Genomic DNA, 13,881 nt, shown 5'->3' with positions numbered 1-13,881 from the left:
AATACGACGGCTTAAGGATACGTATTTGTACATTCAGGGATATATCATGCCAGCCAGCATTCGTCGTACATTGTTACTATGCTCACTGTTAATGGGTAGCCAGGCTGCCTTCGCTACAGAAGATGCCGTTGATAAAGCGAATGATCCCCTCCATCTCGCCACGTCACTCTCTTTGCAGAATTACTATACGCCAGAAATCTACGGCACCGATCAACATACCAATGACACACTTTTTCGCGCCACCGTTCCTTTTGCCAGCAACGATGTGATCCCTGTCCCGCAAATTATGCGCCTGACGGTACCGGTAGCCACCCGCCCGCAGCAAAGCGGCGGCTATGACACCGGTATCGGCGATATCAATTTATTCGATATATTTTTACTTAAGCAGCAAGGGATCAAACTGGGTATCGGGCCGTTGCTTACCGCTGATAGCGCGGCACAGGATGAAATGGGAACCGGCCAATGGCAGGCCAGTCTGGCGGCCGTTGCCGTTAATAGTACGCCGCGCTGGCTGTCAGGTACCCTGGTGCAGTGGCAAAAAAGCTTCACCGGTGATGAAGAGCGTAGCCATGTTGAAACTGCGACGTTTCAGCCTTTTCTGGTCTATAAAATGTCCGGCGGCTGGTTTCTCCGCTCTTCCGGTGTCTGGACCTATAACGTCAAAAACGACGACTACTACATTCCGGCCGGACTCGGGGTCGGGCGGGCGATGGTGGTGGGCAAACATATTATTAACGGTTTTATTGAGCCGCAGTGGACGGTAGCGCATCACGGTGACTATCAACCCGAATTTACGCTCTATGCTGGCGTCAGCATTATGCTGAAATAAAAAAGGCCGCTTTTCAGCGGCCAACCATGTCGAAAACACGCTCCCTCTGGCGGGGAGCAGAGATTTACTTAATGATGGATTTCAGTGCTTCGCCGATATCCGCCAGGCTGCGCACGGTTTTGACGCCTGCCGCTTCCAGTGCAGCAAATTTTTCATCCGCCGTCCCTTTGCCGCCCGCGATGATCGCCCCCGCGTGGCCCATACGTTTGCCTTTCGGTGCGGTCACACCAGCGATGTAGCCGACCACCGGCTTGGTCACGTGATCCTTGATGTAAGCCGCCGCTTCTTCTTCCGCGCTGCCGCCGATCTCGCCGATCATCACAATCGCTTCGGTCTGCGGATCTTCCTGGAACAGCTTCAGGATGTCGATGAAGTTTGAGCCTGGGATCGGGTCGCCGCCGATGCCCACGCAGGTGGACTGGCCGAAACCGTAGTCGGTAGTCTGCTTAACCGCTTCATAAGTCAACGTACCAGAGCGGGAAACAATACCGATTTTGCCTGGCTTGTGAATGTGACCCGGCATAATACCGATTTTACATTCGCCTGGGGTGATCACGCCCGGACAGTTCGGCCCGATCATGCGCACGCCCGCTTCGTCCAGTTTCACTTTCACGGTCAGCATATCCAGCGTCGGGATGCCTTCGGTGATGGTAATGATCAGTTTGATGCCCGCATCAATGGCTTCAAGGATAGAGTCTTTGCAGAACGGTGCCGGAACGTAGATCACCGAGGCGGTTGCGCCAGTGGCTTCTACCGCTTCACGCACGGTGTTAAAGACCGGCAGGCCGAGGTGTTCGGTGCCGCCTTTGCCCGGCGTTACGCCGCCGACCATCTGCGTACCGTAGGCAATCGCCTGTTCGGAGTGGAATGTCCCCTGGCTTCCGGTGAAACCCTGGCAGATCACTTTGGTGTTTTTATCGATTAAAACTGACATTATTTCCCCTCCACTGCGCCAACGACCTGCTGGGCTGCATCCGTCAGACTTTTCGCTGCAATAATATTCAGGCCGCTGTCCGCCAGGCGCTTCGCACCCAGTTCAGCATTGTTCCCTTCCAGACGCACTACCACCGGCACGTTAACGCCTACTTCTTCTACTGCGCCGATAATGCCATCGGCAATCAGGTCGCAGCGGACGATGCCGCCGAAGATGTTAACCAGTACCGCTTTCACATTGTCATCGGAAAGGATGATTTTAAACGCTTCGGTGACGCGCTCTTTGGTCGCGCCGCCGCCGACGTCAAGGAAGTTTGCCGGTTCGCCGCCGTGCAGTTTAACGATGTCCATGGTACCCATCGCCAGACCTGCGCCGTTGACCATACAACCGATGTTGCCATCCAGCGCCACGTAGTTCAGTTCCCACTGCGCCGCCTGAGACTCGCGGGCATCTTCCTGCGAGTGGTCGCGCATTTCGCGCAGATCCGGCTGACGGAACAGCGCGTTGCCATCCGCGCCCAGTTTGCCGTCAAGACAAATCAGGTCGCCCTGTTTAGTGATCACCAGCGGGTTGATTTCAATAAGCGCCAGATCGCGCTCCAGGAAAATGGTCGCCAGCCCCATAAAGATTTTAGTGAACTGCTGAACCTGCTTACCTTCCAGGCCCAGTTTAAACGCCAGTTCGCGGCCCTGATACGGCATCGGTCCTGCCAGCGGATCAAGGGCAACTTTGTGGATCAGGTGCGGAGTTTCTTCCGCCACTTTTTCAATTTCCACGCCGCCTTCGGTGGAGGCCATAAAGACCACGCGACGGGAGCTACGGTCAACGACCGCGCCAAGATACAGTTCTTTGTCGATGTCCGTCGCCGCTTCCACCAGGATCTGGTTAACCGGCTGGCCGTTAGCGTCTGTCTGGTACGTCACCAGACGTTTGCCCAGCCAGTGTTCGGCAAAGGCGCGGATCTCTTCTTTGCTTTTCACTACTTTCACGCCGCCCGCTTTACCGCGGCCGCCAGCGTGAACCTGACATTTGACCACCCACGGGCCAGCGCCAATCTTGGAAGCAGCTTCTTCCGCCTCGCGCGGGGTATTGCAGGCATAACCTACTGGCGCAGGCAAACCATAGCGGGCAAACAGTTGTTTTGCCTGGTATTCATGTAAGTTCATGTCTTCTGTCCATCCTTCAGATAATCGTTATCATTGTGCCAGAAAGCCGGATGATGCTATGCACATCCGGCCACAGACAGGTGATATTCTTAATAACTATACGTCCAGCAGCAGACGGGTCGGGTCTTCCAGCAACTCTTTAATGGCCACCAGGAAGCCCACCGATTCACGCCCATCAATCAGACGGTGATCGTAGGAGAGTGCCAGATACATCATCGGCAGGATCTCAACCTTACCGGCAACGGCCATCGGACGATCTTTAATGGCGTGCATGCCCAGGATCGCACTCTGCGGCGGGTTGATGATTGGCGTAGACATCAGGGAACCGAAGACGCCGCCATTAGTAATGGTGAAGTTACCGCCAGTCAGATCTTCCACCGTCAGTTTGCCATCACGCCCTTTCACTGCCAGCTCTTTAATGCGTTTTTCAATGTCTGCCATGCCCAGCGCATCCACGTCGCGCAGTACCGGGGTCACCAGACCGCGCGGTGTAGAGACCGCCATGCTGACGTCAAAATAGTTGTGGTACACCACATCATCGCCGTCAATAGAGGCGTTAACTTCCGGGTAACGTTTCAGCGCTTCCACCACCGCTTTCACGTAGAACGACATAAAGCCCAGACGGATGCCGTGACGTTTTTCAAACGCGTCACCGTACTGCTTACGCAGATCCATAATCGGCTTCATGTTGACTTCGTTGAAGGTGGTCAGCATGGCGGTAGAGTTTTTCGCTTCCAGCAGACGCTCGGCGACACGTTTACGCAGGCGCGTCATCGGGACGCGTTTTTCCGAGCGATTGCCCAGTTGCGGTGCAGCCTGCGGGGCGGTTTCTGGCGCTTTCTCTTCGGCTTTCGCCGGTGCTTTGCTCAGATGTTTATCCACGTCTTCACGGGTGATGCGCCCGCCAACGCCGGTGCCTTTGATGGCGCTGGCGTCGAGGTTGTGCTCAGCCAGCAGGCGACGGATCGCCGGGCTGAGCGCATCGTTGTTTTGTTCTTCCAGCGACGCCTGCTGACGCTGCGCCGGAGTCGATTCTTTCGCTTCCGATTTCTCGCTGGTTTCTTTACCAGAACTGTTGCCTTCACGCAGGCGGCCGAGGATCTGACGTGAGGTGACGGTGGCCCCTTCGTCTTCCAGTAATGCATCCAGGATGCCGTCCGCCGACGCCGGTACTTCCAGTACCACTTTGTCAGTTTCGATTTCTACCAGAACTTCATCACGTTTTACCGCATCGCCGGGTTTTTTATGCCATGTGGCGACGGTGGCATCCGCAACGGATTCAGGCAGGTCGGGAACAAGAATATCTACGCTACTCATTATTTATCCTTTAATTAATCGACGTTCAGCGCGTCATTGACCAGATCTTGCTGCTGTTTCTGGTGAACGGACATATATCCTACCGCCGGTGAGGCAGAGGCCGGGCGACCTGCATAGCGCAGGGCTGCCCCAAAGGGAACCACTTCACGGAAATGATGCTGGCTGCAGTACCATGCGCCCTGGTTGAGCGGCTCTTCCTGGCACCAGACAAAATCATGTACATGTGCATAGGGCTTCAGCGCTTCCTGCACCGCCTGATGCGGGAACGGGTAGAGCTGTTCGATGCGCACAATGGCGACATCTTTTTGATCGTTTTTACGGCGCTGCTCCAGTAAATCGTAGTACACCTTACCGGAACACATGACCACGCGCTTCACGGCCTGCGGATCGAGTTCATCCACTTCGCCGATGGCGGGCATAAAGGTGCCGTTTGCCAGCTCGTCAAGAGTCGACACCGCCAGCGGATGACGCAGCAGCGATTTCGGCGACATCACCACCAGTGGGCGACGCATCCCGCGCAGCGCCTGACGACGCAACATATGGTAAACCTGCGCCGGGGTAGACGGGACGCAAACCTGCATATTCTGCTCAGCGCACAGTTGCAGATAACGCTCCAGACGCGCGGAGGAGTGCTCCGGCCCCTGCCCTTCATAGCCGTGCGGCAGCAGCATCACCAGGCCACACATCCGGCCCCATTTCTGCTCGCCAGAGGAGATGAACTGGTCAATCACCACCTGCGCGCCGTTGGCGAAGTCACCAAACTGTGCTTCCCAGATAGTCAGCGTGCGCGGCTCCGCAGTGGCATAGCCGTATTCAAAGGCCAGCACCGCTTCTTCAGAGAGCACGGAGTCCCAGACTTTAAACTGTCCCTGGGCATTATGAATGTGTTGCAGCGGCGTGTAGTTTGAGCCGTTGGCCTGATTATGCACCACGGCATGACGATGGAAGAACGTACCGCGACCGGAGTCTTCACCGGAAATACGGACCGCAATCCCTTCATCAACCAGCGTGGCATAGGCCAGGTTTTCTGCCCCGCCCCAGTCGAACAGTTTTTCACCGGCGGCCATCGCCTGACGGTCGGCATAAATCTTCGCCACGCGCGACTGCATTTCGATGGCATCCGGCACGGTGCTGATGCGCTTCGCCAGTTCCTGCACGCGCTTCATCTCCACTTTGTTCGGATAGCTTTCGTCCCATTCGTGGTTAAGATACGGCGACCAGGTGAAGGAGTGCATATTCATCGGGCGGAATTCTTTTACCACGCACTCGCCAGCATCCAGCGCGTCGCGGTACAGATTCACCAGCTCGGTGGCGTCTTCGAGCGTGGCAACCCGATCCTGCTCCAGACGGTCGGCGTAAATTTTACGCGGCGTCGGGTGCTTTTTGATTTTCTGATACATCAGCGGCTGGGTCGCGCTTGGCTCATCGGCTTCGTTATGGCCGTGACGGCGGTAGCACACCAGGTCGATAAAAACATCGCGTTTAAAGGTGTTACGGAATTCCAGCGCGATACGGGTGACGAACGCCACCGCTTCCGGGTCGTCAGCGTTAACGTGGAAAATCGGTGCCTGCACCATTTTACCGATGTCGGTACAGTACGGTGTGGAACGCGCATCCAGCGGGTTTGAGGTGGTAAAGCCAACCTGGTTATTGATGACGATGCGCACGGTGCCGCCCACTTCGTAGCCCCGCGCTTTCGACATGTTCAGGGTTTCCTGTACCACGCCCTGCCCGGTGACCGCCGCATCGCCGTGAATGGTGATAGGCAGCACTTTGTTGCTGCTCGGCTCATCAAGACGGTCCAGACGCGCGCGTACCGAGCCCATTACTACCGGGCTGACGATTTCGAGGTGTGACGGGTTAAACGCCAGCGCCAGGTGTACCAGGCCGCCTTCGGTTTCAATATCCGACGAGAAGCCCTGATGGTATTTCACATCGCCGGTGCCCAGATGCTCTTTATGTTTACCGGCAAACTCGTCAAACAGATCCTGCGACTGTTTGCCCAGCACATTAATCAGCACATTGAGACGACCACGGTGCGCCATGCCCAGCACCACTTCACGAGTGCCGCTTTTACCGGCGTGGCGGATCATCTCTTTGAGCATCGGGATTAGCGCGTCGCCGCCTTCCAGCGAGAAGCGTTTTGCGCCAGGGAATTTCGCACCGAGGTAACGTTCCAGCCCTTCGGCGGCAGTCAGCTCGCTGAGGAAACGTTTTTTCTCTTCAACGCTAAAGCTGGCGTGACCGGCTACCGATTCAATACGCTGTTGAATCCAGCGTTTTTCTTCGGTAGAGGTGATGTGCATATATTCTGCGCCGATAGGGCCACAGTAAGTCTGCTTCAGCGCCTCGATCAGGTCGCCGAGCTTCATGGTGTCTTTGCCGATGGCGAAAGACCCCACGTTGAAGGTTTCCTGGAAGTCAGCTTCAGTTAAATCATGGAAGGACGGGTCCAGATCTGCGACGCGCTCCTGCTTCCACAGTCCCAGCGGATCGAGATTGGCATGCTGGTGGCCACGGAAACGATAGGCATTGATTAGCTGCAGGACTTTAACCTGCTTCACATTGGTGTCAGGATCGGAAACTGAAGCGGTGTAACGTGAGGCATCCTTCGCCAGGCGGCGGAAATAATCACGCGTTTTGGAATGGAATTGATCCGGTTTAACTCCGGTGCCAGGTAACTGCTGGAACATCGTACGCCATTTGGCGTCTACAGAGTCAGGATCGGTTAAGAAGTCTTCATAGAGCTGTTCGATCCAGCTCTGGTTCGCCCCAGAGAGGAAAGAAGAGTCCAGCCAGGCTTTCATTGCGCCGTTCTGCATCGTGATCCCTTAAGCATCTTTATGCTTACTTCGCCGTGGATAACTACAACGCGCGCCGAAACGCGCACGTCCCAGGGTTCACTTGCGAGCTCTTGTCTACACTGGCCCGCGAAGGAACCTTTAAAAACTGTCCGAGGGTTTGCACCCTGGTTGCCTTTTCCCCTTATGAACAGAGAAAGTTCATCCGGCAGTTTTTAAAGGTTTCCTGCACTTTTCCTGCTTTGCCCGGTGGCGCTACGCTTACCGGGCCTACATTTTTTACAAACTTCGTCACGCCATGTTTAACGCGCTGCCCGGTGGCGCTACGCTTACCGGGCCTACATATTCTACAAACTTCGTCACACCATGTTTAACGTGCTGCCCGGTGGCGCTGCGCTTACCGGGCCTACATATTCTACAAACTTCGTCACACCATGTTTAATGTCCTGCCCGGTGACGCTGCGCTTACCGGGCCTACATTTTTTACAAACTTCGTCACACCATGTTTAACGTGCTGCCCGGTGGCGCTGCGCTTACCGGGCCTACATATTCTACAAACTTCGTCACGCCATGTTTAACGTGCTGCCCGGTGACGCTACGCTTACCGGGCCTATATTGCTCTCCAACGATTCCACCATCTGTAGGCCGGATAAGGCGAAGCCGCCATCCGGCATTAACGGCTCAGGCGCTGCGCTGTAACAACATCGACTTAATATGCCCGATGGCACGCGTCGGGTTCAGCCCTTTTGGACATACACTGACGCAGTTCATGATGCTATGGCAGCGGAATACGCTGAAAGCATCGCTCAATCCTTCAAGGCGGTTATCCGTTTCCGTATCACGACTGTCGATCAGGAAGCGATAAGCCGCCAGAAGACCAGCCGGACCGATAAACTTGTCAGGATTCCACCAGAACGACGGGCAGGAAGTTGAACAACATGCACAGAGAATACACTCATACAGTCCATCGAGTTTTTCCCGCTGCTCAGGCATCTGTAAATGCTCGCGAGCGGGTGGATTTTGCCCATTATTCAATAAGTAAGGCTTAATCTTCTCATATTGTGCATAGAATTGTCCCATGTCTACTACCAAATCGCGGATCACCGGCAGACCGGGCAGCGGACGGATGACAATTTTCCTGGTACCGTTACCCAGCGCCGACAGTGGTGTGATGCAGGCCAGGCCGTTTTTACCGTTCATATTCAGCCCGTCGGAACCACAAACGCCCTCGCGGCAGGAACGACGAAACGACAGGCTGGGGTCCTGCTCTTTAAGCAGCATCAGCGCATCCAGCAGCATCATGTCGCGCCCTTCCTCGCCTTCGAGGGAGTAATCCTGCATGCGCGGCGCGTCATCAACATCCGGGTTATAGCGATAAATCGAGAATTCGAATTTCATTTTCCTGTCTCCGCATTAATAAGTACGAATCTTCGGCGGGAACGCCGGACGCAGTTTCGGCTCCATATTGACGCTTCGACGCGTCATGGATTCCGATTGCGGCAGATACAGGCTATGGCACAGCCAGTTTTCATCATCACGATCCGGATAGTCAAAGCGGCTATGCGCGCCACGGCTTTCGGTACGGAAGTTGGCGGAAACGGCCGTCGCATACGCGGTTTCCATCAGGTTATCCAGCTCCAGACATTCAACACGCTGGGTATTGAACTCGCTGGAGGTGTCATCCAGACGGGCATTTTTCAGGCGCTCGCGGATCTGCTTAAGCTGCTCCAGCCCTTTCGCCATCGCATCGCCTTCGCGGAACACCGAGAAGTTATGCTGCATACATTCCTGCAAGGCTTTACGGATAACCACCGGATCTTCACCGTCGCGGTTGTTGTTACAGCGGTTAAGACGCTCAAGCGATTTTTCAATGTCGTCTTCGCTGGCATCACGCAGTTCGCCCTGTTCGGCGATGGACTCCAGCAGATGCAGACCCGCCGCGCGGCCAAACACCACCAGGTCAAGCAGCGAGTTACCGCCAAGGCGGTTAGCGCCGTGGACCGATACGCAGGCAATTTCACCGACCGCAAACAAGCCCGGGATCACCACATCTTCACCCTGCTCGTTGACCGTTAACGCCTGACCAGTCACTTTAGTCGGAATACCGCCCATCATATAATGGCAGGTCGGGATCACCGGAATCGGCTCTTTGACCGGGTCAACGTGGGCAAAGGTGCGTGACAGTTCCAGAATGCCCGGCAGGCGGGATTCAAGCACCTCTTTACCCAGGTGGTCGAGCTTAAGTTTAGCGTGCGGCCCCCACGGACCTTCACAGCCGCGGCCTTCACGGATTTCGATCATAATCGAGCGCGCGACCACGTCACGGCCCGCGAGATCTTTTGCGTTTGGCGCATAACGCTCCATAAAGCGTTCGCCGTGTTTATTCAGTAGATAACCACCTTCACCACGGCAACCTTCGGTGACCAGTACGCCCGCTCCGGCAATACCGGTCGGGTGGAACTGCCACATCTCCATATCCTGCACTGGTACACCGGCACGCAGGGCCATGCCCACGCCGTCGCCGGTATTGATATGCGCGTTGGTGGTGGACTGGTAAATACGCCCGGCACCGCCGGTCGCCAGCACCGTCGCTTTGGCTTTGAAATACACCACTTCACCCGTTTCAATGCACAGCGCGGTACAACCCACCACCGCACCGTCTTCATTTTTGACTAAATCCAGCGCATACCATTCGGAGAAAATAGTGGTTTTGTTCTTCAGGTTCTGCTGATAAAGGGTGTGCAGCAGGGCGTGTCCGGTACGGTCCGCCGCCGCTGCGGTACGCGCCGCCTGTTCGCCGCCGAAGTTTTTCGACTGGCCACCAAACGGGCGCTGATAAATTTTGCCATCGTCAAGACGCGAGAACGGCAGCCCCATGTGTTCCAGCTCCAGAATCGCTTCCGGCCCGGTTTTACACATATATTCGATAGCATCCTGATCGCCGATATAGTCCGACCCCTTAACGGTGTCGTACATATGCCATTCCCAGTTATCTTCATGGGTGTTGCCCAGCGCCACGGTAATACCGCCCTGCGCGGATACGGTGTGCGAACGGGTTGGGAATACTTTAGAGAGCAGCGCACAAGTCTGGCCACTCTGGGAAATTTGCAGTGCCGCGCGCATACCTGCGCCACCGGCTCCGATTACAACAGCATCAAATTCTCTGACTGGCAGTTTCATTACACACCCCACACCACAACGAATCCATAAATAACGTAAGCCACCAGGGCAATCACAATTGCCAGTTGCAGCGTCAGACGCAGCGCCAGTGATTTAACGTAGTCGGTTAACACCTGCCACATGCCAATCCAGGCATGGATCAAGACAGAAAACAGGGCCAGTAGGGTGAACACTTTGGTGAAAGCGGAAGCAAAGAAACCAGACCAGACTTCCCAGGTAACGTCGCTGGTAATGGCAAAAAAACCCACCATGTAAATGATATACAAAGTCAGGATAATGGCCGTAGCGCGAACCAGAATGAAGTCGTGTACGCCGTTGCGTCCTAATGCTGAGGCGTTACTTACCATACGAGGACTCCTGCGAGAATTGAAAGCACGACAGTGATAACAAAAGAAAGCCAGGCGGTACGCTGCCCTGCGGCAAAGGTTTCTTCCAGATAACCGACATCCATCAGCATGTGACGAACCCCACCGACAGCGTGGTACGCCAGCGCGGTAAGAATGCCCCACATAATGAATTTAACAAAAAAGCTATCCATGATGGACGATGCGGTAAGAAAGCCCTCAGGCGAGGAGAGGCTGGTGCCCAGCAGCCACAGCAACAGACCGATCGCCACGAAGGTGATCACGCCAGAAGCACGGTGGAGGATGGACGCTATAGCCGTTACAGGAAACCGGATCGTGGTGAGATCCAGGTTGACAGGTCTTTGTTTTTTGACATTTTTTATCATGAATAACGCCCACATGCTGTTCTTATTGTTCCCTTCCTCCGGTCTGCGTGCGGGTCAGACAGCGTCCTTTCTATAACCTCACGTCATGGAAAAAAACTGTAGAGACCAGTTCAAACGACGCAGGCTTACGCTGGGTGGCTCGGGAGTGCAGGATTATCCGGAGACCTGGCGGCAGTATAGGATGTTCACAAAATCATTACAATTAACCTACATATAGTTTGTCGGGTTTTATGCCGAACAGTGATCCGGGTCACGATAACAACATTATTTTAAAATTTAATCATCTGATTTGACAAATATTAAACATTATTGTTACAAACGTTAGCCGAAAAGTCATATAATGCGTAAAAGTTATGGGGTCACTCTTTCACCTGCGAATAAGTTATGTAACAGTGAGATGATATTGACCGCAGTAATCAGTACAGGTATTAGTGATATACAGGTTTGAATTATTCGGATTGCAACACCCTGATTTACCGTTGTTTCAGTGTAGTTTTAACGCGTACCTGCCAGCGCCCATCGCTCTGTACCCTGGTTTTTCCTCTATACGCAGAGCCGTAAGCCACATAACAAACTGGTCACGTTAAACTTCAGGCTGAAGGTAAATCCGGCTGGCGGCAGTCTTAAGCATAAGGCGCTAAGGAGACCGTAAATGGCTGATAAGAAAGCAAACCTCACTCTAAACGGTGATGCTGCTGTTGAACTGGACGTGCTAAAAGGCACCCTGGGTCAGGATGTAATCGATATCCGTAGTCTCGGATCAAAAGGCGTATTCACTTTCGATCCTGGTTTTACCTCCACCGCATCCTGCGAATCTAAAATCACCTTTATTGATGGTGATGAAGGCATTCTTCTGCATCGCGGTTTCCCGATCGACCAGCTGGCCACCGGGTCTAACTATCTGGAAGTCTGCTATATCCTGCTGTACGGTGAAAAACCGACGCAGGAACAGTATGAAGAATTCCAGACTATCGTCACCCGCCATACCATGATCCACGAGCAGATCACTCGTCTGTTCCACGGTTTCCGTCGTGATTCACATCCCATGGCGGTATTGTGCGGCGTGACCGGCGCGCTGGCGGCGTTCTACCATGATTCACTGGATGTTAACAATTCACGCCATCGCGAAATCGCTGCGTTCCGTCTGCTGTCCAAAATGCCGACCGTCGCCGCGATGTGTTACAAATATTCTATCGGCCAGCCGTTTGTGTATCCGCGCAACGATCTGTCCTACGCCGGCAACTTCCTGAATATGATGTTCTCCACGCCGTGCGAGCCGTATGAAGTGAATCCGGTGCTGGAGCGCGCAATGGACCGTATTCTGATCCTGCATGCTGACCATGAGCAGAACGCGTCAACCTCAACGGTCCGTACCGCAGGTTCCAGCGGCGCGAATCCGTTTGCCTGTATCGCAGCGGGTATTGCCTCGCTGTGGGGACCGGCGCACGGCGGTGCCAACGAAGCGGCACTGAAAATGCTGGAAGAAATCAGTTCGGTTAAACACATTCCGGAATTCCTGCGTCGCGCCAAAGATAAGAACGATTCGTTCCGTCTGATGGGCTTTGGTCACCGCGTGTATAAGAATTACGACCCGCGCGCCACCGTGATGCGTGAAACCTGTCATGAAGTGCTGAAAGAACTGGGTACCAAAGACGATCTACTGGAAGTGGCGATGGAGCTGGAAAATATCGCCCTTAACGATCCGTACTTTATCGAACGCAAACTGTATCCGAACGTGGATTTCTATTCCGGGATCATCCTTAAAGCGATGGGAATTCCGTCGTCGATGTTTACCGTTATCTTTGCGATGGCGCGTACCGTCGGCTGGATTGCCCACTGGAACGAGATGCACGACGACGGCATTAAAATTGCCCGTCCGCGCCAGTTGTATACCGGCTATGACCAGCGCGATTTCAAATCCGGGGTTGAGAAACGTTAATTACGTTTTCATTCACCTCTTCAGAAAAAGAACCCCTTGTCGGGTTCTTTTTTTTGCCCATAACCCGGTTGGCATTGCAGGTATACATTTATTTATCCAAATGATAATTTCCAAAAATATATTAACGGATAAATCCGCGGTGAACACATTCCATTACTAAATATATTCTTAAATTTGCATGTTACTTCATTGGGTGTTCGAACGTATAATGTCATTATACTTCATCTAAAATCATTTAAAATATGAATGACAATTTTTTCCACCATCGTAACCTCTTGATTAAAATGAAATTATTAATAATTACTCACGCTAAAAATTAATTTAAGTATAAATAAATTCAGTAATTAACATTATAATCTATCATGAGGGCGAGGTATGTTTTAACTGATAAGGAATTTGGTATGTCAATGCAAAAAAGTTTGTTAGGGATCTCCATTGCACTTTTGTTTTCTGCTTCAGCATATGCAGCAGACGATCAAGGCTCTGGCGAACTCCATTTTAAAGGTGAAATTGTCAACGCACCTTGTGAAATCCACCCTGATGATATCAATCAATCGATAGATTTAGGTATGGTTACTACCAAACGCATTAATACAGATAAGCATTCCACCGCAAAAGCGGTCAATATCCGCTTGATCAATTGCGATCTCGCTAACTCAGATAATGGCTCAGGCGACCCTATTTCCAAAGTCGCCGTCACCTTTGATAGTGATGCAAGAACAACCGAGGGCACGCTCATGCTGGATAATACCAGTACTGGCGAAGCAACGGGTGTGGGCGTCATGATCCTGAATAAAGATCAGACCCCGGTGACATTAGGCCAGCCGACCAGTGATATCAATCTCCTGGAGGCATCTTCTAGTCAAACCCTGAATTTCTTTGCATGGATGCAAGTGATTGATGCCAGCGGTACTACCCCTGCCACGCCAGGTGCAGTTACCGCAAATGCGACTTATGTTCTGGATTATAAATAAGGCGTAACCAC

General features: G+C 53.3%; 12 protein-coding genes. 4 read left to right on the top strand and 8 right to left on the bottom strand.

Annotated elements, in window-relative coordinates; translation table 11 throughout:
* Positions 1 to 46 precede the first annotated feature (46 nt).
* Positions 47 to 829, top strand: a complete 783-nt coding sequence (locus CHU32_RS10945; protein WP_103677502.1) for a hypothetical protein — start codon at positions 47 to 49, stop codon at positions 827 to 829.
* Between the two features lie 64 nt (positions 830 to 893).
* On the opposite strand, the gene sucD is transcribed toward CHU32_RS10945, so the two are convergent.
* From sucD to sdhC, 8 genes are all read right to left on the bottom strand, one after another.
* Positions 894 to 1,763, bottom strand: a complete 870-nt coding sequence (gene sucD / locus CHU32_RS10940; protein WP_103677501.1) for a succinate--CoA ligase subunit alpha — start codon at positions 1,761 to 1,763, stop codon at positions 894 to 896.
* On the bottom strand, positions 1,763 to 2,929 hold the full coding sequence (gene sucC, locus CHU32_RS10935; protein ID WP_103677500.1) for an ADP-forming succinate--CoA ligase subunit beta: 1,167 nt from the start codon (positions 2,927 to 2,929) through the stop codon (positions 1,763 to 1,765). The genes sucD and sucC overlap by 1 nt, the downstream gene beginning before the upstream one ends.
* Positions 2,930 to 3,025: 96 nt before the next feature.
* Positions 3,026 to 4,246 (bottom strand): 2-oxoglutarate dehydrogenase complex dihydrolipoyllysine-residue succinyltransferase, encoded by a 1,221-nt coding sequence (gene odhB, locus CHU32_RS10930; protein ID WP_103677499.1) that lies wholly within the window; start codon positions 4,244 to 4,246, stop codon positions 3,026 to 3,028.
* Between the two features lie 14 nt (positions 4,247 to 4,260).
* A complete protein-coding gene (gene sucA, locus CHU32_RS10925; protein WP_103677498.1) occupies positions 4,261 to 7,068 on the bottom strand; it encodes a 2-oxoglutarate dehydrogenase E1 component in 2,808 nt (935 codons plus the stop codon).
* A gap of 660 nt (positions 7,069 to 7,728) precedes the next feature.
* Positions 7,729 to 8,445 (bottom strand): succinate dehydrogenase iron-sulfur subunit, encoded by a 717-nt coding sequence (locus CHU32_RS10920; RefSeq protein ID WP_103677497.1) that lies wholly within the window; start codon positions 8,443 to 8,445, stop codon positions 7,729 to 7,731.
* A 15-nt stretch (positions 8,446 to 8,460) separates the two neighbouring features.
* Positions 8,461 to 10,227 carry a succinate dehydrogenase flavoprotein subunit gene (gene sdhA, locus CHU32_RS10915; RefSeq protein WP_103750842.1) on the bottom strand — a complete coding sequence of 589 codons (1,767 nt, stop codon included), beginning with the start codon at positions 10,225 to 10,227 and terminating at the stop codon, positions 8,461 to 8,463.
* A complete protein-coding gene (gene sdhD / locus CHU32_RS10910) occupies positions 10,227 to 10,574 on the bottom strand; it encodes a succinate dehydrogenase membrane anchor subunit (RefSeq protein ID WP_103677495.1) in 348 nt (115 codons plus the stop codon). The genes sdhA and sdhD overlap by 1 nt, the downstream gene beginning before the upstream one ends.
* Positions 10,568 to 10,972 carry a succinate dehydrogenase cytochrome b556 subunit gene (sdhC, locus tag CHU32_RS10905; protein WP_103677494.1) on the bottom strand — a complete coding sequence of 135 codons (405 nt, stop codon included), beginning with the start codon at positions 10,970 to 10,972 and terminating at the stop codon, positions 10,568 to 10,570. Before sdhC ends, sdhD begins: the two co-directional genes overlap by 7 nt.
* Before the next feature lie 325 nt (positions 10,973 to 11,297).
* On the opposite strand from sdhC, the gene CHU32_RS28920 reads away from it, so the two are divergent.
* From CHU32_RS28920 to CHU32_RS10890, 3 genes are all read left to right on the top strand, one after another.
* Complete coding sequence (locus CHU32_RS28920) at positions 11,298 to 11,405, top strand: hypothetical protein (RefSeq protein ID WP_425444887.1); 108 nt, start codon at positions 11,298 to 11,300, stop codon at positions 11,403 to 11,405.
* A 204-nt stretch (positions 11,406 to 11,609) separates the two neighbouring features.
* On the top strand, positions 11,610 to 12,896 hold the full coding sequence (locus CHU32_RS10895) for a citrate synthase (RefSeq protein ID WP_103677493.1): 1,287 nt from the start codon (positions 11,610 to 11,612) through the stop codon (positions 12,894 to 12,896).
* Positions 12,897 to 13,297: 401 nt separating this feature from the next.
* Entirely contained in the window at positions 13,298 to 13,870 is a 573-nt protein-coding gene (locus tag CHU32_RS10890; RefSeq protein ID WP_103677492.1) for a fimbrial protein, read from the top strand.
* Positions 13,871 to 13,881 lie beyond the last annotated feature (11 nt).

This window comes from Superficieibacter electus (genome assembly GCF_002915575.1).
Classification (GTDB): domain Bacteria; phylum Pseudomonadota; class Gammaproteobacteria; order Enterobacterales; family Enterobacteriaceae; genus Superficieibacter; species Superficieibacter electus.
This window is presented reverse-complemented; position numbering and strand designations above follow the sequence as displayed.